The 21,835-nt window shown below is 74.7% G+C and carries 18 protein-coding genes and 1 pseudogene; 14 read left to right on the forward strand and 5 right to left on the reverse strand.

The window, feature by feature from the left end:
- Positions 1-132: 132 nt before the first annotated feature.
- The 8 genes from FB00_RS13590 to FB00_RS13625 all read left to right on the forward strand — a co-directional run bounded on the left by FB00_RS13590 (position 133) and on the right by FB00_RS13625 (position 11,196).
- Positions 133-2,703 (forward strand): glycoside hydrolase family 31 protein, encoded by a 2,571-nt coding sequence (locus tag FB00_RS13590; protein ID WP_082141307.1) that lies wholly within the window; start codon positions 133-135, stop codon positions 2,701-2,703.
- 208 nt (positions 2,704-2,911) lie between these two features.
- A complete protein-coding gene (locus tag FB00_RS13595; RefSeq protein WP_082141308.1) occupies positions 2,912-3,286 on the forward strand; it encodes a carboxymuconolactone decarboxylase family protein in 375 nt (124 codons plus the stop codon).
- Between the two features lie 50 nt (positions 3,287-3,336).
- On the forward strand, positions 3,337-5,571 hold the full coding sequence (locus FB00_RS13600) for a LuxR family transcriptional regulator (protein WP_052877673.1): 2,235 nt from the start codon (positions 3,337-3,339) through the stop codon (positions 5,569-5,571).
- A gap of 197 nt (positions 5,572-5,768) precedes the next feature.
- Positions 5,769-8,135: an arylsulfatase gene (locus FB00_RS13605; protein WP_047233454.1), complete on the forward strand. Its 2,367-nt coding sequence runs from the start codon at positions 5,769-5,771 to the stop codon at positions 8,133-8,135.
- 123 nt (positions 8,136-8,258) lie between these two features.
- On the forward strand, positions 8,259-8,735 hold the full coding sequence (locus FB00_RS13610; RefSeq protein ID WP_047233455.1) for a DUF6325 family protein: 477 nt from the start codon (positions 8,259-8,261) through the stop codon (positions 8,733-8,735).
- A gap of 26 nt (positions 8,736-8,761) precedes the next feature.
- The gene (locus tag FB00_RS13615; protein WP_047233456.1) at positions 8,762-9,079 is read left to right on the forward strand and encodes an SHOCT domain-containing protein; all 318 of its coding nucleotides are present in this window, start codon (positions 8,762-8,764) and stop codon (positions 9,077-9,079) included.
- Positions 9,080-9,166: 87 nt separating this feature from the next.
- Entirely contained in the window at positions 9,167-10,537 is a 1,371-nt protein-coding gene (locus FB00_RS13620) for a glutamate decarboxylase (protein WP_047233457.1), read from the forward strand.
- A 5-nt stretch (positions 10,538-10,542) separates the two neighbouring features.
- Positions 10,543-11,196, forward strand: coding sequence for a YrhK family protein (locus FB00_RS13625; RefSeq protein WP_047233458.1), 654 nt, complete (start codon positions 10,543-10,545; stop codon positions 11,194-11,196).
- Positions 11,197-11,266: 70 nt separating this feature from the next.
- On the opposite strand, the gene FB00_RS13630 is transcribed toward FB00_RS13625, so the two are convergent.
- Together FB00_RS13630 and FB00_RS13635 are read right to left on the reverse strand one after the other, a co-directional pair.
- The gene (locus tag FB00_RS13630; protein ID WP_047233459.1) at positions 11,267-11,941 is read right to left on the reverse strand and encodes a hypothetical protein; all 675 of its coding nucleotides are present in this window, start codon (positions 11,939-11,941) and stop codon (positions 11,267-11,269) included.
- Between the two features lie 318 nt (positions 11,942-12,259).
- Complete coding sequence (locus FB00_RS13635; RefSeq protein ID WP_047233460.1) at positions 12,260-12,775, reverse strand: mycothiol transferase; 516 nt, start codon at positions 12,773-12,775, stop codon at positions 12,260-12,262.
- Between the two features lie 243 nt (positions 12,776-13,018).
- On the opposite strand from FB00_RS13635, the gene FB00_RS13640 reads away from it, so the two are divergent.
- Genes FB00_RS13640 through FB00_RS13665 form a run of 6 tightly spaced genes read left to right on the forward strand, consistent with a single transcriptional unit; the run spans position 13,019 to position 19,832 of the window.
- On the forward strand, positions 13,019-14,257 hold the full coding sequence (locus tag FB00_RS13640; protein ID WP_047233461.1) for a PP2C family protein-serine/threonine phosphatase: 1,239 nt from the start codon (positions 13,019-13,021) through the stop codon (positions 14,255-14,257).
- The gene (locus tag FB00_RS13645) at positions 14,254-16,269 is read left to right on the forward strand and encodes a glycosyltransferase family 2 protein (protein WP_047233462.1); all 2,016 of its coding nucleotides are present in this window, start codon (positions 14,254-14,256) and stop codon (positions 16,267-16,269) included. The genes FB00_RS13640 and FB00_RS13645 overlap by 4 nt, the downstream gene beginning before the upstream one ends.
- Positions 16,266-16,601, forward strand: a complete 336-nt coding sequence (locus FB00_RS13650; RefSeq protein ID WP_047233463.1) for an STAS domain-containing protein — start codon at positions 16,266-16,268, stop codon at positions 16,599-16,601. Before FB00_RS13645 ends, FB00_RS13650 begins: the two co-directional genes overlap by 4 nt.
- Positions 16,602-16,608: 7 nt before the next feature.
- On the forward strand, positions 16,609-17,055 hold the full coding sequence (locus tag FB00_RS13655) for an ATP-binding protein (RefSeq protein WP_052877674.1): 447 nt from the start codon (positions 16,609-16,611) through the stop codon (positions 17,053-17,055).
- Between the two features lie 57 nt (positions 17,056-17,112).
- Complete coding sequence (locus FB00_RS13660) at positions 17,113-18,969, forward strand: cation:proton antiporter (RefSeq protein WP_047233464.1); 1,857 nt, start codon at positions 17,113-17,115, stop codon at positions 18,967-18,969.
- A 47-nt stretch (positions 18,970-19,016) separates the two neighbouring features.
- Positions 19,017-19,832, forward strand: a complete 816-nt coding sequence (locus FB00_RS13665) for a MerR family transcriptional regulator (protein ID WP_047233465.1) — start codon at positions 19,017-19,019, stop codon at positions 19,830-19,832.
- Positions 19,833-19,834: 2 nt separating this feature from the next.
- Here FB00_RS13665 and FB00_RS22115 read toward each other — a convergent pair whose 3' ends face one another.
- The 3 genes and pseudogenes from FB00_RS22115 to FB00_RS22385 form a co-directional block, all read right to left on the reverse strand.
- On the reverse strand, positions 19,835-20,005 hold the full coding sequence (locus FB00_RS22115; RefSeq protein WP_156186415.1) for a hypothetical protein: 171 nt from the start codon (positions 20,003-20,005) through the stop codon (positions 19,835-19,837).
- A gap of 91 nt (positions 20,006-20,096) precedes the next feature.
- Positions 20,097-21,215: a glycosyltransferase family 2 protein gene (locus FB00_RS13670; RefSeq protein WP_052877675.1), complete on the reverse strand. Its 1,119-nt coding sequence runs from the start codon at positions 21,213-21,215 to the stop codon at positions 20,097-20,099.
- A gap of 174 nt (positions 21,216-21,389) precedes the next feature.
- Positions 21,390-21,835: pseudogene (locus FB00_RS22385) on the reverse strand (hypothetical protein); the annotation flags it as partial.

The raw sequence follows: 21,835 nt of genomic DNA on the forward strand, positions 1-21,835 counted from the left end.
GAACCCGGGGTCGCAGCACCCCGGGTTGCCGAACCCGCCGGCATCCCCGGGCTCGGCACCGTGCCCGCCCGTGACCCCGGGTTCGGCGGCCGACCCAGCATCCCGAACCAGCACCGACAGGAACCACCGCACATGACCTTCCCGCCCCGCCTCGCCACCAGCCCCGTCGCTCGTCCCGGGGCGACGGTCCTCGGCGACCGGTACCGGATCACGGTGCTCGCCGACGGGTTGGTGCGCCTCGAGCGCGCCGAGGACGGCGCGTTCGAGGACCGCGCGTCGGCGTTCGCGCTCCACCGCGACCTGCCGGTGCCGGGCTTCCGCGTCACCGGGTCCGACGACGGCATCGAGGTCGTCACCGACCGGCTGCGCCTGCGGTACGACGGTGGGCCGTTCAGCGCGAGCGGGCTGAGCGTCGAGGTGCTCGGCGCGCACTCGGCGTACCACGGGGTGTGGCGGTACGGGCAGCGCGGGCCGGGCGTCCCGGCGACGGCCGTCCCCCTGGAGCCCGACGCCGTCGGGAACGGGCCGGGCAACCTCGGCGGGACGGCGCGCACGCTCGACGAGGCGGACGGCCCGGTCCCGCTGGGCCCCGGGGTGGTCTCGCGCGACGGCTGGGCCGTGATCGACGACTCGGCCGGCCTCGTCCTGGACGACGACGGCTGGGTCGCCCCGCGCGACGGGTCGCGCCAGGACCTGTACGTCTTCGCGTACGGGCACGACTACCGCGCCGCGCTCCGGGCGCTGTACGCGCTGTCCGGGCCGCAGCCGGTGCTGCCCCGGTACGCGCTCGGCACGTGGTGGAGCCGGTTCCACCGGTACTCGGCCGACTCGTACGCCGAGCTCGTGCGGCGCTTCCGTCGCGAGGGCGTCCCGCTGTCGGTCGCGGTGCTCGACATGGACTGGCACGTGACCGACGTCGACCCCCGGCACGGGAGCGGCTGGACCGGGTACTCGTGGAACCGCGACCTCTTCCCCGACCCGGCGGCGTTCCTGCGGTCCCTGCACGACGACGGCCTGCGCGTCACGCTCAACGTGCACCCCGCCGACGGGGTCCGGGCGTTCGAGGACGCCTACCCGGCGATGGCGGAGGCGCTCGGGCTCGACCCGGAGAGCGGCGAGCCGGTCGCGTTCGACGCGACCGACCGCGACTTCCTGCGCGCCTACGTCGAGGTGCTGCACCGCGGGCTCGAGCGCGACGGCGTCGACTTCTGGTGGGTCGACTGGCAGCAGGGCGGCGTCTCGCGCGTGCCCGGGATCGACCCGCTGTGGATGCTCAACCACGTGCACTACCTCGACAACGCGGGTGAGGCGTCGCGCGCCGCCGCGGGCCGGGCGACGCGGGCCCTGACCTTCTCCCGGTACGCCGGTCCGGGGAGCCACCGCTACCCGGTCGGATTCTCGGGCGACTCGGTCATCTCGTGGGAGTCGCTCGACTTCCAGCCGTACTTCACGGCGACCGCGAGCAACATCGGGTACGGGTGGTGGAGCCACGACGTCGGCGGCCACATGCACGGCACCAAGGACGACGAGCTCGCGACGCGATGGGTGCAGCTCGGCGTCTTCTCCCCGGTCCTGCGCCTGCACTCGGCGGGGAACCCGTTCACGCGCAAGGAGCCGTGGACGTTCGGCCCCGAGGCCCGGGACGCGCAGGTCGCGGCGCTGCGCCTGCGCCACCGCCTGCTGCCCTACCTCCACACGATGAACGTCCGGGCGGCGCGCGAGGGTGTGCCGCTCGTCCAGCCGCTCTACCACGAGTGGCCCGAGGCTCCCGAGGCCTACGCGGCGCGCAACCAGTACCTCTTCGGGTCCGAGCTGGTCGTCGCGCCCCTCACGGCGCCGACGGACCCCGAGAGCGGGGTCGCCGCGGTGCGCGCGTGGCTCCCGGAGGGCACCTGGGTCGACCTGCTCGGCGGGCTCGTCTACGACGGCGGTCGCGAGACGTGGCTGCACCGCGACCTGTCGAGCATCCCGGTCCTCGCGCGCACCGGCGCGATCGTGCCGCTCGACGGCGCGACGGTGCCCGGCAACGGCGTCGCGCACCCGGAGCACGTCGAGGTGCTGGTCGTCGTCGGGTCCGACGGCGCGCTCGACCTCGTCGAGGACGCGGAGGGTCTCCCGCCGGGCGCCGGGCTGCCCGGCGAGACCCCCGGCGACCCCGCTCGTGAGGCGCGCACGCCGGTGACGTTCGACCAGGTGACGGGGCGTGCCGCCGTCGGGCCCGTCCAGGGCGACGTCCGCGTGGTCCCCGCGGCGCGGCGCTGGACGCTGACCTTCCCGGCGCTCGGGGACCTGCGTGCCCCCGCCGACGTCGCGCCCGTCGTCACGGTCGACGGCACGCCCGCCGACGCTCTCGTCGAGCGTGACGACCACGGGCTGCACGTCACGGTCGAGGCGGTCGCACCGACGTCCCGCCTCGTCGTCGACCTCGGTCACGATCCCCGCCTCGCGGACAACGACGTCGCGGCCCGCGTGTTCGCCGCGCTCGACCGCGCTCGCGTCCCCTACGACGACAAGGAGCGCGCCCACCGCGTGCTTACGGCGGACCGGCCCCTGTCGGTGCGCGTGTCGCACCTGCACGCGCTCGGGCTGCCGCGCGCGCTCGAGTCCGCGCTCACCGAGATCCTCCTGGCCCGCGCGCCAGGGCACCACGTCGCCGGCGGGGACGTCCTCACCGGCCTGTCGGAAGCCGTCCGACCGGCCTGAGGGTCCATCGGGGTGCCGCGCCGTTCGTGCTGGGGCGGCGCGGCACCCGGACGAGCGCCGGGCCTGCGTGCGGTCGCCGTCATGCGTTCTGCGTGACGACCGCGCGCCGTGCCGTCGTCATGCTGGCGGGGAGGGGCGATCGGGCAGGGGGACAGGCCCGGGCCGGCCGGTCCCGGCCGCGCCCGCGTCGGAAGGGTGGGTGGTCGGCGTGGACCATGCGGAGGTGCTCCGGCGGCTCACGATCAACGACGAGCGCGTCGCCGACGGCGCCGGGCTGGAGGACGACGCGCTCTGCGGGCGTGACCGTGCCCTGGTGCGGATCGCGGCCGCCGTCGCCGTCGGCGCGTCGGTCCCCACGTACGGGGCGGAGATCGACGGGGCGGTCGAGGCCGGGGTCGACCCGGCGGAGGTGGTGGGCGTCCTCGCGGCGGTCGTGCCGGTCGTCGGGCTGCCGACGGTCGTGGCCGCCGCGCCACGGGTCGCGCTCGCCCTGGGTCTCGAGCCCGTCGAGGGGTGGGACGACGCGGACGGGCCTGTGGACGACGGCGCGTCCTCGGGCGGCGCGCTCCGGCGTCCCGGGTGATTTCCCCCGCTCCGGTTGAGGGCCTCGGGGGCCGCTCCTAGGCTGCTCGCGTGTCCGACGGGAGCCGTCAGGCGGTCACCGCGCGACCGGATCTCAGCACGGCGCTGCTCGCGGGCAAGGTCGAGCCGCCGGCGCCGCGCCGCGGTGCGGTCTCCCGGCGCGCGCTCGTCGACAGGGCCCGGCGTGACGACGCTCGCGTCGTCGTGGTGACGGCCCCGCCGGGTTACGGCAAGACGACGATGCTCGCCGAGTGGGCGGGCGTCGAGGACCGCGCGGTCGCGTGGGCCAGCCTCGACCGGCTCGACGACGACCCCGGGGCGCTCCTGACGCTGCTCGCGCTCGCGTGCGCGTCCGTCTCGCCGGAGGTCGCCGCGGTGTCGGCGGAGATGCGCGGCACCGGGTCGGCGATGCTGGGCCGGTCCGCGCCGCTGCTCGCGGCGGCGCTCGCGCGGACCGCGACGCCGTTCGTGCTTTTCGTCGACGACCTCCACGAGGCCGGATCGGTGGCCTGCCAGGACGCGCTCGAGGTCGTGCTCGGCGGTGTGCCCCCGGGGTCGCAGGTCGTCGTCGCGACCCGCCGCACGCCCGGGCACGGCGCGCGACGGCGCGTGGAGGGCGACCTCGTCGAGATCGGCCCCGACGACCTGCGGGTCGACGTGGCCGGTGCACGCGAGATCTTCCGTGCGGCGGGCGTCGAGCCGGGCGAGGCGCTGGACCGCGTGGTCGAGCGGTGCGAGGGATGGCCGACGGGCGTCTTCCTCTGCGCGCTGCTCGTGCGCGACGGCGAGGACCCGTCGTCCCTCACGGGCACGGACCGGTTCGTCGCCGACTACCTGTACCGCGAGTGCATGACCCTCCTGCCCGCGCGGACCCAGCACTTCCTGCGCGCCACGGCCGTGCTCGACCAGCTCTCGGCGCCGACGTGCGACGCCCTGCTCGGCACCTTTGACGCCGCGGAGCGGCTGCGCGAGCTGGAGGACGCGAGCCTGTTCCTCGTCCCGCTCGACCATCACCGCGGCTGGTTCCGCTACCGCGCGCTGTTCCGTGAGTTCCTGCTGGCGGAGCTCGACCGGGTCGAGCCCGACGCCGTCGCGCCGCTCCACCGCCGCGCCGCCGCCTGGCACGTCGAGGAAGGGCTCGAGGCCCGGGCGGTCGAGCACCTCCTCGCGGCAGGTGACGTCGAGGAGGCGGCCGTCCTCGTCGCGCGCCTCGCGCTGTCGACGTACCAGGACGGCGGGGTGGCCGTCGTGACGCGCTGGCTCGACACCCTCGGCGACGCCGTCGTCGAGGCGTTCCCCGAGCTCACGGTCGTCGCCGCGTGGCGCGCGCTGCTGCTCGGCGAGTCCCCGGCGGCCGAGCGGTGGGCCGCCGTGCTGGAGGGCTTCGACGCGTCCCTCCTCCCGGACGACGACCGCGTCGCGCTCGAGTCCGCCCGGTGCCAGGTGCGAGCCGCGATGTGCGTCGACGGGCCGGAGGCGTCCCTCGCGTGCGCGGCCTACGCCGTCGAGCACGAGCCCGCGTGGAGCCCGTGGCGGGACCAGGCGCTCCACCTGCTGGGCTCGGCCCACCTGCTGGTGGGCGACCGGGACGCGGCGCGCGACGCGTTCGTCGAGGCCGTGGCGTGCGGGACCGAGGCGGGGAACCCGGACTCCGTGCTGCTCAGCGAGGCGGAGCTGGGGATCCTCGCGCTCGACGACGGCCGGTGGGACGACGCCGAGCGGCACGCGCGCGCCGCGGTCGACACGGTCGACGCCCACCACATGGAGGGCTACTCGACGACGGCGATCGCCTTCGCCGTCCGGGCCCGCGTCGCCGCGCACCGGGGCGAGCGCACCGCGGCGGAGCGGTTCGTCGCCCGCGGGATGCGCGCCCGGGTGCCCTGCACGTACGTCATGCCGTACCTCGCGCTGCGCGTCCGGCTCCAGCTCGGGTACGCGTGCCTCGCCCTCGGGGACCGCACGACCGCGAGCCACCTCGCCGCCGAGGCCGCCGAGGTCCTGCGCCGCCGCCCGCGCGTGGGGCTCCTGGTGGGCGAGGTCGCCGCGTTCCGGGCCCGGCTCGAGACCGTCGCCGCGACGCACGGCGCCCCACCGCTCACCCCGGCCGAGCTCCGCCTCCTGCCGTACCTGCAGACCCACCTCACGATGGCGGAGATCGGCCGCCGGCTCTTCGTCTCCCGCAACACCGTGAGCACGCAGGTCGGCGCGATCTACCGCAAGCTCGGCGCCACGACCCGTGGCGCCGCCGTCGAGCGCGCCGTGACCCTCGGCCTCCTCGGGAGCTGAGCGGCGCCCCCGCCGCGGGGCCGGCGTGGCGTCGTTCGCGCGATCTGCGTGATGCCCTCGCCGCCGGGGCGGACCTACGGTCGACGCGTCGTCGGGCCGCCGGGCGTTCCCCACCTGCACGACGGTCCGGCGACCTGAGCCGGTCCGCCAGCGCCGCCGCCGGTCCGTGACGTCGTGGACAGACAGGAGAGGCAACGATGAGTGACGAGCCCCGCCGGACGGTCGTCGGACCGCCGCTGCCCGCCGAGCGGTCTCTGCCGTTCCCGCCGCGCCGGTCCGGGAGCGTCGCCGGACGGACGATCCAGGAGTCCACGTACTCCCCGCGCCCCCCGGAGCGGCACCTGCCCGCGGACGCGCCGAACGTCGTCGTGATCCTCATCGACGACGCCGGTCCGGCGCTCCCGACGACGCTCGGCGGCGCCGTGCGGACGCCGACGCTCGACCGGGTCCGCGCGAACGGCATCGGGTACAACCGGTTCCACACGACCGCGATGTGCTCCCCGACGCGCGCGTCGCTGCTCACCGGGCGCAACCACCACCGGGTCGGCAACGGGCAGATCGCGGAGCTCGCGAACGACTGGGACGGGTACTCGGGGCACATCCCGAAGAGCAGCGCGACGATCGCCGAGGTGCTGCGCCAGTACGGCTACGCGACGGGAGCGTGGGGCAAGTGGCACAACACGCCCGCGGAGGAGACGACGTCGTCCGGCCCGTTCGACCGCTGGCCCACCGGGTACGGGTTCGAGTACTTCTACGGCTTCCTCGCGGGCGAGGCGTCGCAGTACGAGCCGCACCTGGTGCGCAACACGACCCCGACGCTGCCGCCGAAGACACCGGAGGAGGGATACCACCTCAGCGAGGACATCGCCGACGACGCGATGCGCTGGCTCCGCGACCACAAGGCGAACGCGCCGGACAAGCCGTTCTTCGTCTACTGGGCCACCGGCGCGCTGCACGGGCCGCACCACATCATGAAGGAGTGGGCGGACAGGTACGCCGGGGCGTTCGACGACGGCTGGGACGCCTACCGGGAGCGGGCGCTCGCGGGCGCGAAGGCCGCGGGCTGGGTGCCCGAGGACGCCGAGCTGACCCCCCGGCCCGAGAGCCTCGCCGGATGGGACGACATCCCGGACGACCAGAAGGCGTTCCAGGCGCGGCTCATGGAGGTCGCCGCAGGGTTCGGCGAGCACGCGGACGTGCAGGCCGGACGGCTGCTCGACGAGGTCGAGCGGCTCGGGTACGCGGACGACACGATCGTCGTCTACATCTGGGGCGACAACGGCTCGTCGGGCGAGGGGCAGAACGGGACGATCAGCGAGCTGCTCGCCCAGAACGGCATCCCCTCGACCGTCGAGCAGCACATCGCCGCGCTCGACGAGCTCGGCGGCCTCGACGCGCTCGGCACCCCCGCGACCGACAACCAGTACCACGCCGCGTGGGCGTGGGCCGGGTCGTCGCCGTACCAGGGCATGAAGCTCCTCGCGTCCCACCTCGGTGGCACGCGGAACCCGATGTTCGTGAGCTGGCCCGGGCGCATCGAGCCGGACCCCGTGCCGCGCACGCAGTTCCACCACGTCGTCGACCTCGCGCCGACGATCTACGAGATCCTCGGCATCTCCCACCCCGAGACCGTGAACGGCATCCCGCAGGACCCGATCGACGGGACGAGCTTCGCCTACTCGATCGACGACGCCGGAGCCGAGGGACGCCGTCGGACGCAGTACTTCGAGATCATGGGCAGCCGGTCCATCTACGCCGACGGGTGGATGGCGTCGGCGACGGGCCCGCGGCTGCCCTGGGTGCAGGGGATGCCGGCCGGGATCCGGACCTGGACCCCGGACGAGGACCCGTGGGAGCTGTACCACCTCGACGAGGACTGGAGCCAGGCGCACGACCTCGCCGCGGAGCACCCCGAGAAGCTCGCCCAGCTCAAGGAGCTGTTCGCGATCGAGGCGGCCCGTAACGACGTCCTGCCCGTGGGCGGCGGCCTGTGGGTCCCAGCGATCCACCCCGAGGACCGGATCAGCCCGCCGTACACGGAGTGGGACCTGTCCGGGGACACGGTGCGCGTCCCCGAGTTCTGCGCGCCCGCGCTCGGCAACCGCCCCAACCGGGTGGAGATCCGGCTCTCCGTGCCCGACGCCGCGAACGGCGTGCTCTACAAGCTCGGGGGAGCGGGCGGCGGGCTCACGTGCTTCCTGCTCGACGGCGTCCTCACCTACGAGTACAACCTGTTCCTCATCCAGCGGACGGTGGTCCGGTCGAGCGCGCCGCTCACGGCCGGCGACCACACGGTGGAGGTCGAGACGACGTACGTCGAGCCGCGGCCGGGCGGGCCGCTCGAGGTCGTCCTGCGCGTCGACGGCACCGACGTCGGCTCGGGCACGGTGCCCGTGAGCGCGCCGCTGCTGTTCTCCGCGAACGACTGCCTCGACGTCGGGCGCGCGTACGGCGGCGCGGTGTCGCGCGCGTACGCGGACCGCATGCCGTTCGCGCTCGACGGGCGCATCGACGCCGTACACGTGGAGTACCTGCTGCCCGCGACCGACGGGGCGGACCGGTAGCCGCCGGGGTCGTCGTCGGCCGCGAGTTCACTCGTTCTGGGTGAGGACGCGACCGGCGGCGACGACGAGCCTGAGGACAGGCCCGCGCGCGCCGCGCGGGACGGACGCGGAGAGGACGCGACGATGACGCAGGAACTCAGCGACGGGGTCGGGAGCGAGCTCGGCGACCTCGAGGAGAGCGGGCCGATCGACTTCCTGGTGATCGAGCTCCCGACGGACCGGGCGACGGGCGACAAGGCCTTCCCGCACCTCGTCGACCTCGTGGAACGCGGCATCATCCGGGTGCTCGACCTCGTGGTCGTGCGTCGGGAGGACGACGGCAGCGTCGTCGGCCTCGGTCTCGAGGAGCTCGACGACGGGTCGACCGAGCTCGCGGTGTTCGAGGGGTCGCGGTCGGGCCTGCTCGGCGACGACGACCTCGACGAGGCCGCGAGCGCCGTCGAGCCCGGCATGACGGCCGTCGTGCTGGTCTACGAGAACGTCTGGGCGGCGCCCTTCGCGACCGCCCTGCGCCGCAACGGCGCCCAGCTCGTCGCGAGCGGGCGCATCCCGGTCCAGGCGCTCATCGCGGCGCTGGACGCCACCGAGCCGGACGCCTGATCCGGACCGTCCCGAAGGAGGATCCCGTGCCTGGACTGATCCGCGGTGTCGCGCGCACCGCCGTCGTCGCCGGAACCGCGACCGCCGTCTCCAACCGCGTCTCCCGCCGCCAGGCGGGGCGCTGGGCCGCGCAGGAGGCGGCGCAGGAGCCGCAGTACGCGCCGCCCCCGCAGCAGTACGCGGCCCCGCAGCCGACCTACGCGCCCCCTGCACCCGCGCCCGCGGCGGCGCCGGACATGGACGCGCGCATCGCGCAGCTCACGCAGCTCGGTGCGCTGCGTGACCAGGGGGTGCTCAGCCCCGAGGAGTTCGAGGCGCAGAAGGCGCGCATCCTCGCCGGCTGACCGGCACTCTCGCCGTCCCGGCCGCTCGACCGGGACGGCGACCACCCCTCGACCGAGCCGGACCCCGGCGTTCCGGAAGGAACCAGCATGACCGACGAGCAGCACGTCCTGCGACCGACCTACACGCGAGCCGGTGTGCGGGCGGTCGCGCCACGTTTCACCCTGCCGGACGCGGAGATGGAGCCGACGTCCGCCTACCAGGTGGTTCACGACGAGGTGATGCTCGACGGCAACTCGCGCCTCAACCTCGCGACGTTCGTCGCGACGTGGATGGGCGACGAGGCGGACCGGCTCTACGCCGAGGTCTACGACAAGAACATGGTGGACAAGGACGAGTACCCGCGCACGGCGGCGGTCGAGGAGAACTGCTGGCGCATCCTCGCGTCGCTGTGGAACGTGCCCGACGTGAAGGCGTGCATCGGCACGTCGACCATCGGGTCGTCCGAGGCGTGCATGCTCGGGGGCCTGGCGCTGAAGCGGCGGTGGCAGCTCGCGCGCCGGGCGGCGGGCAAGCCGGCGGACCGGCCGAACCTCATCATGAGCTCGGCCGTGCAGGTGTGCTGGGAGAAGTTCTGCAACTACTTCGAGGTCGAGGCGCGGTACGTGCCCATCACCGAGGAGCACCCGTGCCTCGACGGCAGCGACCTCGAGAAGTACGTCGACGAGAACACGATCGGCGTCGTCGCGATCATGGGCGTGACGTACACGGGCATGTACGAGCCCGTGCAGGAGATCGCCGCGGCGCTGGACGCCCTCCAGGAGCGCACCGGCCTCGACGTCCCGATCCACGTCGACGGCGCGTCCGGCGCCATGATCGCGCCGTTCCTCCAGCCGGAGATCGAGTGGGACTTCCGCCTGGAGCGCGTGCACTCGATCAGCACGTCGGGGCACAAGTACGGGCTCGTGTACCCCGGGGTCGGCTGGGTCGTGTGGCGCACGCTCGACGCCCTGCCCGAGGAGCTGATCTTCCGCGTGAGCTACCTCGGCGGGAACATGCCGACGCTCGCCCTCAACTTCTCGCGCCCGGGCGCCCAGGTGCTGCTCCAGTACTTCCAGTTCCTGCGGCTCGGCCGGGAGGGCTACACCGCGATCCAGCAGGAGTGCCAGGACGTCGCGAAGTACCTCGCGCACGGGATCGAGGCGCTCGGCGCGTTCGAGCTGTGGAACGACGGGTCGGACATCCCCGTGTTCGCGTGGCGCCTCAAGCCGGGCCACACCGAGAACTGGGACCTCTATCACCTCTCGGACCGGCTGCGCATGAAGGGCTGGCTGGTCCCCGCCTACCCGATGCCCGACAACCTCGCGGACCTCACCGTGCAACGGATCGTCGTGCGCAACGGCGTGAGCCGCGACCTCGCCGACGACCTCCTGGAGGACATCCGGGTCGAGACGGAGTGGCTCGACGGGCTCACGTCGCCCATGCCCGCCGAGGGCCGGCGCTCGGGCTTCCACCACTGACGGTCGTGGACCGGCGGGAGCGTCGTCTGCGGCGCGAGGCGTGGGGGTTCGCGGTCGGGTCGCTGTGCTTCCTCGTCGGGGCGCTCCCGCCCTACGCCGACGCCGTCGGCGCGGTGGCCACGAACGTCACGTTCGTCGTCGGCGCGGTGTTCTTCACCGCCGCCGCGTTCGTGCAGCTCGGCCTGAGCGGGCGGCGCCCGCCGCGCGCCGGGACGCACCCGGCCGACCGCTGGGACTGGTGGGCCGCGGCCGTCCAGCTCGTCGGGACGCTGTGCTTCAACGTGAGCACGATCGCGGCGCTGGTGGCGGCGGTCGACGACCCGACCGCGCTCGGCGCGGGCTGGAAGCCCGACGCCTACGGCTCCGTCGCGTTCCTCGTGTCCTCCGCGTTCGCCGTCGTCGCGACGCGTGACCGCGGGCACCTGTGGGACGTCGACGCGCGCACGTGGCACGGCACGTGGCTCAACCTGCTCGGTTCCGTCGCGTTCGGCGTGTCGGCGGTCGGGGCGTACGTCTCGCCCGCCACGGGCACCTACGTGAGCGAGTGGTGGGACGACGCCGGCACGCTCGTCGGAGCGGTGTGCTTCCTCGTCGCGGCGCTGCTGTCGCGGCGGTCGGTCGACGCACCCGCGCCGAGCGACGCGCTCCCGGCCGGGTGACGCACGTCAGGGGTGCATCGCTCGGCCGGGAGCGCAGCGCTCGCCGGGGCGCACGGGGGTCGGCGCGGGATCAGCTCCGGCGCGAGCGTCGCGACAGGAGCACGATGGCGGCGCCCACCACGGCGAGCCCCGCGGCGAGGGCCGCGTACAGCCCGACCGTCGCACCGGTCTCCGCGAGGCTCGGGTTCTGCGCGGACGCGCTCACCTCGTTCGACACGGGGGCGACGCCGGCCGGGTCGTCGCGCCCAGGCGGGTTCGTCGCGCAGTCGGGCGAGGAGGGCGGGTAGACCGTCGTCACCAAGACGTGCGGGTTGACCTCGAAGCTCACGTCGACGGCGGGGCGCACCCAGCCGTACTCGTCGCCCTCGACCCACTCGCCGTCCTCGAGGCGCCACCCCGGCCAGTCGACGCCCTTGCCCTCGTCGTCCACGACGGCGCCCGGCCACAGCAGGCGGCCCTGGAGCGGCAGCCCGGACCGGACGACGCTCTCGCCGTCGGGGTTGATCCAGGTGACCGTCACGGTGTCGTGGTCGGTGCCCTCGACCTCGATCGCGTAGTCGAGGTACGCGGCGTCCTGCTCGCACGCCGAGACGAGCGTCGTGAGGCGCATCGACGGCTGGGACGGCACGTAGGTGTCGTCCTCGGCGGCGTGGGCGGCCGGGCCGGCGAGCAGCGCGGCGGAGGCGGCGAGGGCGGCGGCTGTGGTGGCCCGCACGAGGGTGCGGCGGCCGGTCGTGGTGCTCATGGTCGTTCCCGTCGGGTCGTGGTCGGTCGAGCGCGACGGGTACCGTCCTGAGGGCGCGACCGTGCCACCGCCGGACGGGCGGTTCGGGGCAGCAAGGGCGCGGGCGTGTCGGACGCGTGAGGCGGCACCGCCGTGATCGCCGGTGCCCGTACTGGCAGGGGGCTGAGCGTACGGGCACCGGCTGGCCCCCACGCTAGACAGCCAACTGGACGGGCGTCCAGTTCGATCGCGGGTGAATCCCGGCCGTCGAGAACCACATCCGTGTCGTTATCCGGCCGAAAGTGACAGCCAGGTCGTGGTCGACGACCCGCGTGCGGCTCAGGCGCGACCCGTGCGCTCGAGGACGCCCCGCACGAAGGCGGCCTGGCCCGCGTGCTGGAGGCTGTCCACCGCGACGCTCACGAGCCGGACGCCGAGCGTGACCGGCGGGTCCCACGCCTCGTCGACGACGCGGTCGAGGTCCTCGTCGGTCAGCGCGGCGAGCACGTCCTGGGACTCGACCTGGACGGCGTGCACATAGCCGAGCAGGAGGTCGTCGCTCGCACGCACCCGACCGACGTCGGCGGCGGACTGCCCGTAGCCCGTCGCCCCGTCGTCGAACGGCAGGTCGAACCGGCGTGCCCAGCCGTCGCGCGTCCACACCTGCTCCCGGCCGACGGCGGCGGCGACCTGCGCGTCCTGGCCCCGGGCGAGGTGCCACGCGAGCCAGGCGATCGTGTTGGCGCGCGGGTCCAGGCGCGCGGTCAGCGCGTCCTCCCCGAGACCGTCGACGGCGCGCGTCGCCGTCGGTCCGATCCGGCCGAACAGGTCCTCCAGCAGCGTGCGCGCCTCCACCGTGTCTCCCTCTCGCCGGGGCCCCGGGTCGTCCGCGGCCGATGTGGTTGCCCCTGGCAGCGTCTCCCGGAGTGGTCGTCGCTCGCGACCCGAACGGGCGATCACCGGGTCACGGAGCGGGATGGCGCGGGTGAAAGCGCAGGTCCCGGCCTCGTGGTCGAGCCCTCGCCCTGCGGACGCCATCCCCACGTGATAGATGTCGAGAGGTCGCGTCACGACGAGGATGACCAAGCAGGGGGATTAATGACGACGACCGACGCGCTCGATGCCGAGCACGCCAGGCTCCTCGCGCTCCAGCGGCTCGGGGTGCTGGACAGCACCCCCGAGGAGCGCTTCGACCGGGTCACGAGGCTCGCGCAGCGCCTCTTCGGCGTCCCCACGGTGAGCATCACCCTCGTGGACGCGGACCGGCAGTGGCGGAAGGCGTTCGTCGGCCTCGACGGGCCGGTCGCGCAGCGCGAGGGCGCGTTCTGCGACGTGACGATCCGCGCGAACCGGACGCTCGTCGTCGAGGACGCGGCCGCGGACGACCGCTTCGCCGACAACCCGTTCGTCGTGGGCGACCCGCACCTGCGCTTCTACGCGGGCCACCCCATCGCGGCGCCGGGCGGCGAGCTGGTCGGGACGCTCTGCGTCATCGACACCCGACCGCGTCGGTTCGACGACGGGGACCGGTCGCTGCTGCGCGACCTGGCGCTGTGGGTCCAGGGAGAGCTGCAGCACGACGTCGAGCTCGACCGGGCGGGGGCGGTGCAGCGGGGTCTCCTCCCGCGTCGGCCGCCGGAGCTCGACGGGTTTCGCGTCGCAGCCCGGTGCGTGCCGGCCCGCGGGGTCGGGGGCGACTTCTACGACTGGTGCGCCACGGCGGACGGCGCGGGGTTCGTGGTCGCGGACGTCATGGGCAAGGGCATGTCTGCCGCGATCGTCGCGGCCTCGGCCCGGGCGGCGCTGCGGACGGCGCTGCGATCGCCGTCCCTCGCGGCCGGGGTGGAGGCTGCGGACGACCTCCTGACGACCGATCTCGAGGAGGTCGGGTCGTTCGTGACCGCATGGTGCGCGACGGTCGACCGGGACAGCGGCCTGGTCACCTACGTCGACGCGGGCCACGGGCTGGCGAGCGTCCTGCGGACCGACGGCGGCATCGAGCGGCTCGAGGCGGACGGCATGCCGCTCGGTGTGTCGCCCGGGGCGTCTCGTGCACGCCACCGCGTCCAGCTGCGTCCTGGGGACCGGCTCGTGGTGGTGAGCGACGGCCTGGTCGACCTGCTCGCGGACCTCGGTGTCCCCGGCGGCGACCCACGGCTCGTCGACCCCGAGGTCGCGCTGCCGGTGCCGGACGGGCCGCGCCTCTCGCGGGTCGCGCGCGACGTGCGCCGTGCACCGGACGCCGGGGCGACGCTCGCGGCGCTGCTCGGGCTCGCCGACGGCACGTTCGTCGGCGACGACCTCACCATCCTGGTGCTCGAGCGGGTCGCCTCGTGAGGGGCTCCGCGCGGCGGCTCGTCGTGATCCGCGTGCTCGTCGTCCTCGCGCTGCTCACCGGCGTCAACTACGTCGCGTGGCGGTGGCTCGACTCGGTCGCGTGGTCGGCCTGGTGGATCGCGGTCCCGCTCGTGCTCGCCGAGACCTACAGCCTCGTGGACACCGCCCTCTTCGGCGTGACGATGTGGCGTCTGCGCGAGCGCGGCGAACCGCCTCCCGCCCCCGGGGGCGTCACGGTCGACGTGTTCGTCACGACCTACGACGAGCCGGAGGAGCTCGTGCTCGCGACGGCGCGCGCGGCGCGCGAGATCCGGTACCCGCACCGCACGTGGATCCTCGACGACGGGGCCCGGGAGAGCATGCGGGCGACCGCCCGCGAGGCGGGCGTCGGCTACCTCACGCGGACCGAGAGCTGGGCGGGCAAACCGCGGCACGCCAAGGCGGGCAACCTCAACAACGCGCTCTTCCAGACCGACGGCGAGCTGCTCCTCGTCCTGGATGCCGACCAGGTCCCCGACCCGGCGATCCTCGACCGGACCGTGGGGTACTTCGCCGAGGACGAGAGCGTCGCGATCGTCCAGACGCCCCAGTACTTCGTCAACGTCGACGACGCCGACCCGCTCGGGAGCCAGGCACCGCTGTTCTACGGTCCGATCCAGCAGGGCAAGGACGGGTGGAACGCCGCGTTCTTCTGCGGCTCCAACGCCGTGCTGCGGCGCGAGGCCCTCATGCAGCTGGGCGTCGTCGGGTACGTGCGCGGCGTGACGAGCGGTGTGCGCCGCGCGCTGCGCACGGCCGGTTCCGTGCTCGCGCGCGCCGCGCGCTCGCCGGAGGCGTCCGACCCGGCGGTCCGCAGCGCCATCGCCCGGCTGCGCGCCGAGGCGGACGAGGCGCGCCGGGCGATCGCGGCCGGCGAGCCCGTCGCGGACGTCACCTACCGGTTCCAGCGCCGCGTGGACGAGGCCTCGCGCGACGTCGTCACCGGTCAGGTCGACACGTTGCGCGCGGAGCTGGCGGCGGTGGAGCCCGAGCTCGTGTCCGCGGGGCCGCTCCAGGTCGACGACGAGATCGGCCGGCTCGTCGTGGACGAGGAGGCGCTCGACCGGCTCGCGCGTCGCGACCTCTCGCCGCTCGTGGCCGTCGAGGCCGTGCGCCGGCTCGCGGACGCCGTCGACGTCGGTCGGAGCGACGAGGCCCAGCCGGTGATGCCCATGGCGACGATCTCGGTCACCGAGGACATGGCGACCGCGATGCGGCTCCACGCTCTCGGGTGGCGTTCGGTGTACCACCACGAGGTGCTCGCGCACGGCCTCGCGCCCGAGGACATGCCGACGATGCTGCAGCAGCGCCTCCGGTGGGCCCAGGGCACGGTGCAGGTGATGCTCCGGGAGAACCCCCTCACCCTGCGAGGTCTGCGGACCGGCCAGCGCCTCATGTACCTCGCGACGATGTGGAGCTACCTCGCCGGGTTCGCCGCGCTGGCCTACCTCGCCGCACCCATGGTGTACCTCTGCTTCGGCATCCTGCCCGTCCAGGCGTTCGGGACCGACTTCTTCGTCCGGTTCGTGCCGTACTTCGTGCTCAACCAGCTCCTGTTCGTGGTCGTCGCGCGCGGTGTGCGGACGTGGCGCGGGCAGCAGTACTCGCTCGCGCTGTTCCCGGTGTGGATCCGGGCGTGCTGGACCGCGTTCGCGAACGTCGTCCTCGGGCGCCCGCTCGGCTTCGTGGTGACGCCCAAGACCCGGACCGGTGCGCACCGTCCCGCGTGGCGCACCATCTGGCCGCAGCTGACGGCCATGGTCCTGCTCGTCGTCTCCGCCGTCGTCGGCACGGTGCGCCTCGTCGCCTTCGACGCGGACCTCGGCGCGACGCTCGTCACCCTCGCCTGGGTGGCGTACGACCTCGCGGTGCTCGGGGTGCTCGTCCCGGCCGCGCGGTACTCCGGTCCCCGCTCGCCGCGCGAGCCGGAGCCGGAGACGATGATGACCGGCCGACGGACGGAGGACCCGTGAAGCTCGACGTGACACCGCTCGACGAGGCAGGGGCGGTGATCGTGCCCCGCGGACGGCTCACGCTCACCACCGCCCCGCAGCTGCGCGACGCGGTCACCGACCTGGTCGACGCGGGCCGGACACGGCTCGTCGTCGACCTCGGCAGCCTGGAGTTCGTGGACTCCTCGGGCCTCGGAGCGCTGGTGGGCGGGCTGCGGACCACCCGGGCGGCCGGCGGAGACCTGCGGCTCGCGAACGCGGCTCCCCAGGTCGCGACCGTCCTCCGGCTCACCAACCTCGACCGCGTCCTGCGCGTGCACGACGACGCGGCGACCGCCTTCTCCGACGGGTGACCCGCGCGTGGACCCGCAGGGCGACGCCCCGCTCGTCGTGCTGAGCGCGACGGCGGTCCCGCCATGGCTCGACGCGTTGCCCGACGCGTTCGCGGTGCTCTGGAACCGCGCGCCGTGGGTCCCTGCCGACGACCGCCTCGCCGTCGAGTTGGCGACGACCGAGATCGCCGCGAACATCGTGCGGCACTCCCCGGCACCCGAGTCGGTCGAGGTCCGGGCCGAGCTCGATGCCGGGGAAGGGCGCGTCGTCGTGGTGCTGCGGGACACGGCACCCGCCGCCGACGTCGACCTCGACCGCGCGATGCCGCCTGCCGACGCCGAGTCCGGACGCGGCCTCGCCCTCGCCCGGGCCTGCGTCGACCGGCTCGAGCACCGGTGGATCGCGGGGACGGCCGGCAACGAGTGGCTGCTGGAGCGTCGGGTGCGCCCCGCCGGAGGCGCTCGAGACCGTTAGCGTGGGTCCGTCCCTCGCGCGCCGACCCGCGCGCTGCCGCGGCCGCCGGAGGTGCCGATGGAGTTCCCGTTCAGCCTCACCGAGGAGCAGATCCTCTCCCTCATCGTCGTGGGCACGCTCGCGGTCGTCGCGATCGTCGGCGTGAACATCCTCGCGCCCAAGGCGGGGGTGGCGGCGCCGCTGGTGCTCGTCGCGGTGGGCGTCGCGGTGAGCTTCGTCCCCGCGGTGCCGGAGATCGAGTTCGAGCCGGAGTGGATCCTCGCGGGCATCCTGCCGCCGCTCCTCTACTCGGCCGCGGTGGGCCTGCCGACGATGGACTTCCGGCGCGACTTCACCGCCATCAGCGGGCTCTCGGTCGTGCTCGTCCTGCTCAGCACGGTGCTGCTCGGGTACCTCTTCACGTGGCTGATCCCCGGCATCCCGCTCGCGGCGGGCTTCGCGCTCGGCGCGATCGTCAGCCCGACGGACGCCGTCGCGACGTCGATCGTCAAACGGCTCGGGGCGTCGCCGCGCGTCGTCACGCTGCTGGAGGGGGAGAGCCTGCTCAACGACGCCTCCGCGCTCGTGCTCCTGCGGTCGGCGATCGCCGCGATCGCGCTCACGGCGGCCACCGACGGAGCGGCCCCCGCGTTCTCGCTGTGGGCGGTCGCGGGCGACTTCGTCTTCGCCGTCGTCGTCGCGGTGCTCGTGGGGTCCCTCGTCGGGTTCCTCGGCCTCACCGTCCGGCGCCGGCTCGCCAACCCGGCGCTGAGCACCGCCGTCTCGTTCGTCGTCCCCTTCATCGCGTACCTCCCCACGGAGGAGCTCGGCGCGTCGGGCCTCGTCGCGGTCGTGACCGCCGGGCTCGTCACCGGGAACGGCGCCGCCAAGTACCTGCGGCCGCAGCACCGCCTGGCCGAGGAGTCCAACTGGCGGACCGTCGAGCTCCTCCTCGAGGGCACGGTCTTCCTCCTCATGGGCCTCGAGCTGTTCGCCCTCGTCACCGACGTGCAGGAGGCGCACGGGAGCCTGTGGCGGGCCGTCGGCATCGCGGCGCTCGCGGCGGTCGTCATCCTCGTCGTGCGGTCGGCGTACGTCGCGACGCTCCTGCGGTCCCTGGCGCGTCGGGCGCGCCGCGGCGAGTCGATGCGCGGCGTGATCCAGGGCATGCAGGAGAAGATCGACGCGCGGTTCGGTCCGGCCGAGGCACCCCTCGAGACGTACGAGCCCTCGGGGCGCCACCGCGGCGCGCCGCGGACGGGAGGGCCGAAGGAGGTCCCGCAGGCGCGCGTCGGGCGCATCCGCACGTCGCTGCGCCGCCGCGCGGCCGACATCGACTACCTCACGGCGGAGCCGCTGGGGTGGCGCGAGGGCACGCTCCTCGTCTGGGCCGGCATGCGCGGCGTCGTGACTCTGGCTGCGGCGCAGACCCTGCCCACGGACACGCCGCAGCGGTCGTTCCTCGTGCTCGTCGCGTTCGGCGTGGCCGCGGGCACGCTGGTGGTCCAGGGCGGCACGCTGCCGTGGGTCGTGCGCCGGCTGGGGCTGGCCGGCGGGTCGTCCCGCGCCGACGAGGACCGCGGCGCGGTCCGCGTCGAGCTCGACGCCGCCGCCGTGGCCGTCATCGACGCGCCCGACCTGCGGCGGCCCGACGGGAGCACGTACGACGGCGACGTCGTCGCCCGCGTGCGCCGCGACGTCGTGCGCGAGCTCGAGAACCGCGACACCGACGCCGCGACGTCGGCCGACCTGTTCGCGCAGTACAAGGAGCTCCGGCTCCGGGCGATCGCCGCGCAGCGCGTCGCGCTGCTCGACGCGCGGACGTCCGGCGCGTACAGCTCGCAGGCGCTGCGGCACGCGCTCGACCTGCTGGACGCCGAGCAGATCGACCTCGAGCTCCGCCGCGGGCCCTACGTGCCCGGCGACGACGACTGAGCCGACCCCTTGCGGCTGCCCCAGGGGAAGGCCCTAGCGTCGCGGGCATGGACGAGTACACGACGGGTCAGGTGGCGCGCGCGACGGGGCTGAGCGAGAAGGCCGTCCGGATGTACGTGGACCGCGGGCTCCTCGACGCGCGCCGCACCTCCGCGGACGGCCCGCGGCTGCTCGACGGCGGTCAGGTGGAGCGCGCCCGCCTCGTCCGGCTCCTGCGGGGCGTGGGGCTGTCGCTCGCCGAGGTGGGCGACGTGCTCGCCGCCCCCGACCCGGTCCCCGCGTTCGACGCCGTGTGGAGCGACCGCCGGTCGGCGCTCGCGGCGTCGCTGACCGCGGCGGAGTACGTCCGGTCCGCGCTCGTCGGCGCGCCACGGCTGGACGTCGTGGTGCACCGACGGCACGTGCCGGAGCGGCTCGTGCTCGGGACGGAGCGTCGCGCGACGCTCGCCGAGCTGCCGTCCGTGCTGCCCGAGGCGACCGGAGCGGTCTTCGCCGTGCTGCGCGCCGCCGACGTGCCCCTCGCCGGCCACCCCTACGTCGAGATCCACGAGCGCGCGACCGAGGGCTTCGCCGCCCGCCTCACGCTCCGGGTGCCCGTCCCCGCGCCCGTGCGGCCGCCGTCGGGCTTCGCCCTCACGACGGACGACGCGCACGAGGAGGCGTACGTCGCGCTGACGGCCGCGGAGGCCCGCGACCAGGAACGTCTGGTCCTCGTGCACGACTACCTGGCGTCCGGGCGGGCGCTCGCGGGCGGTGTGCCCGCGGGGGACGACCGGGAGGTCTACCTGCCGACCTGGGAGGCAGGCGGTCCCGGCCCGGTGATGGAGGTCGCCGTGCCGGTCGCGCCCGCCCCCGGTCCCTGAGGTCAGGCCTGCTCAGCGCGGCGGGCGGCGGCCCGACGGCGCAGGACGCGCGCCGTCGTGACGAGCGCGAGCCCGGCGACGAGGAGCGTCCAGGCCGCGACGACGTGGAACGCGGTCGCGACGCCGGTGACGGCGAGGACGGGGGCGGTCTGGGCGAGGGTCGAGTTGTACATGGCTGCTGTCCTTCCGGGACGGGTGAGGGCACGCCGAGGACGTCCCGGTCGCGTGCGCGACGGGGCGGGTCGGCGAGGGGAGGGGTGAGGGTCAGGCGGTGGCGGCGACGTGGTTCCACGTCGTCTGGCGCCGCGTGACGAACAGCGCTGCGGCGTGCAGGAACGCGCGCTGCAGGGCGAGGTCGTAGAGGAGCTCCGGCAGCACGAGCGCGGCCAGCAGCCGTGCGCGCCGCCCGGCGCCCCAGACGGTGACGAGGCGCTCCGCGACGAAGACGAGCCCGACGGCCGCCCACAGCGGGGACAGGGTGAAGGTCCCCGTCACGAGGGTGACGACCGTCAGGAGCAGGTAGGCCGCCATCATGAGCGTGCCGACGGCGAGCATCACCTGCTGGCCGACGTAGCGCCACGTGGTGCGCGTGAGCCCGTACTCGGCGAGGTTGTCGAGCATCCCCTTGTACCAGCGGACCCGCTGCCGGTGGAGGTCGCCGGCCGTCGGCATGAGCTCGGTCGTGCAGCTCATGGTGACGGGGGAGCGCAGCTCGTGGCCGAGCGTGCGCAGCGCGAGGGTGAGCTCGGAGTCCTCGGTGATCGCGTGCCGGTCGTACACGTCGCCGCGCTCGCCGGGGAGGACCGAGCCGCGGGCGTCGGCGACCTCCTGGAGCGCGGTGCGGCGCACGAGTGCGGCGGTCCCGGTGAGCACGGCCGTGCGGCCGGTGAGGTCCACCTGCACGCCGTAGCGCGTGTACTCGTTGGCCTGGCAGTGCTGCAGGTAGCCCTGCGGCGGCCGCCCGCGGAACACGCCGCCGACCGCGGCGACCTCGGGCTCCGAGGCGAGCACGGCGAGCCCTTCCTCGACGAAGGTGGGGGCGATCGTCGTGTCCGCGTCGAGGACCATGACGACGTCCTCCGTCGTGGTCGCGATCGCCTGGTTGAGCGCGCCCGCCTTGCGGGCCGTGTTGCCCACGGTCTCCATGACGTCCGCGCCGGCGGCGCGGGCGACCGCGACGGTCGCGTCCGTGCTGTTGTCCGAGACGACGAGCACCCGGTCGGGACGACGCGTCTGGGCCGCGAGCGAGGCGACGGTGGCGGGGAGCGCCTGCTCCTCGTCGTGGGCGGGGATGACGACGACGACGCGCACGGCGGGCCCGTCCGCGGGACGGGCGGCCGCCTCGGCGCGGTGGCGGGGGGTGTGCGGGGCAGTGGTGTTCACCGGAGGCTCCAGTCGACGAGTGCTGTCGACAAGGAGCCTCGGGCGGTCGCCTCAGCGTTCCCGCAGGGGCGGCGCAGCGGTCGGCGAGGTCTGGCTCAGCGTTCCGGAAATCTGATTGAGAGTTCAATCAGAGGAATTCCTGAGGTTCGCGCCGCCCTCGCGGCGCGGACGCGGTCAGACGTCGGCGGCCGCGAGCGCGCCGTCCACCCCCACGACCCCGAGCTCGAGCCGAGCGATCCCGTCCACCGGCACCGCCGACGACGCGCCCAGGCCCGACGAGCTCCCCGCCTCCGTCGAGGACCACGTCGCCACGACCGAGCGCGTGCCGTCGTCGTCCACGAGCACGAGCTCGTACGTCGCGCCGTCCTCCCAGACCCCGGCCGGGTACGAGCACGACCAGTCGAGGCGCGTGCCCCACGAGGCCGGGGTGAGCGTGAGCTCGGCGCGCACGTCCGCGCCGCCGACCGGCTCGAGCGCGACCTGGGTCGTGCCGGTCGTCGCGGGGGGTAGGACGTCGTCGGACCGCGTCACCGCCGCGCCGCCCGCCGCGCCCGCGAGGACCAGGCCCACCGCCGCCACGGACAGGAGCGACCGCCGTCGGGTGCGGCGCCGCCGGGCGC

Source organism: Cellulosimicrobium funkei (assembly GCF_001019615.1).
Classification (GTDB): domain Bacteria; phylum Actinomycetota; class Actinomycetes; order Actinomycetales; family Cellulomonadaceae; genus Cellulosimicrobium; species Cellulosimicrobium cellulans_E.

What these genes read in the sequence shown, in the direction of transcription:
- FB00_RS13590 (WP_082141307.1), top strand. Translation starts at nt 133, where the DNA reads ATGACCTTCCCGCCCCGCCTCGCCACCAGCCCCGTCGCTCGTCCCGGG.
- FB00_RS13605 (WP_047233454.1), top strand. Translation starts at nt 5,769, where the DNA reads ATGAGTGACGAGCCCCGCCGGACGGTCGTCGGACCGCCGCTGCCCGCC.
- FB00_RS13610 (WP_047233455.1), top strand. Translation starts at nt 8,259, where the DNA reads ATGACGCAGGAACTCAGCGACGGGGTCGGGAGCGAGCTCGGCGACCTC.
- FB00_RS13620 (WP_047233457.1), top strand. Translation starts at nt 9,167, where the DNA reads ATGACCGACGAGCAGCACGTCCTGCGACCGACCTACACGCGAGCCGGT.
- FB00_RS13630 (WP_047233459.1), bottom strand. Translation starts at nt 11,941, where the DNA reads ATGAGCACCACGACCGGCCGCCGCACCCTCGTGCGGGCCACCACAGCC.
- FB00_RS13640 (WP_047233461.1), top strand. Translation starts at nt 13,019, where the DNA reads ATGACGACGACCGACGCGCTCGATGCCGAGCACGCCAGGCTCCTCGCG.
- FB00_RS13660 (WP_047233464.1), top strand. Translation starts at nt 17,113, where the DNA reads ATGGAGTTCCCGTTCAGCCTCACCGAGGAGCAGATCCTCTCCCTCATC.
- FB00_RS13665 (WP_047233465.1), top strand. Translation starts at nt 19,017, where the DNA reads ATGGACGAGTACACGACGGGTCAGGTGGCGCGCGCGACGGGGCTGAGC.
- FB00_RS22115 (WP_156186415.1), bottom strand. Translation starts at nt 20,005, where the DNA reads ATGTACAACTCGACCCTCGCCCAGACCGCCCCCGTCCTCGCCGTCACC.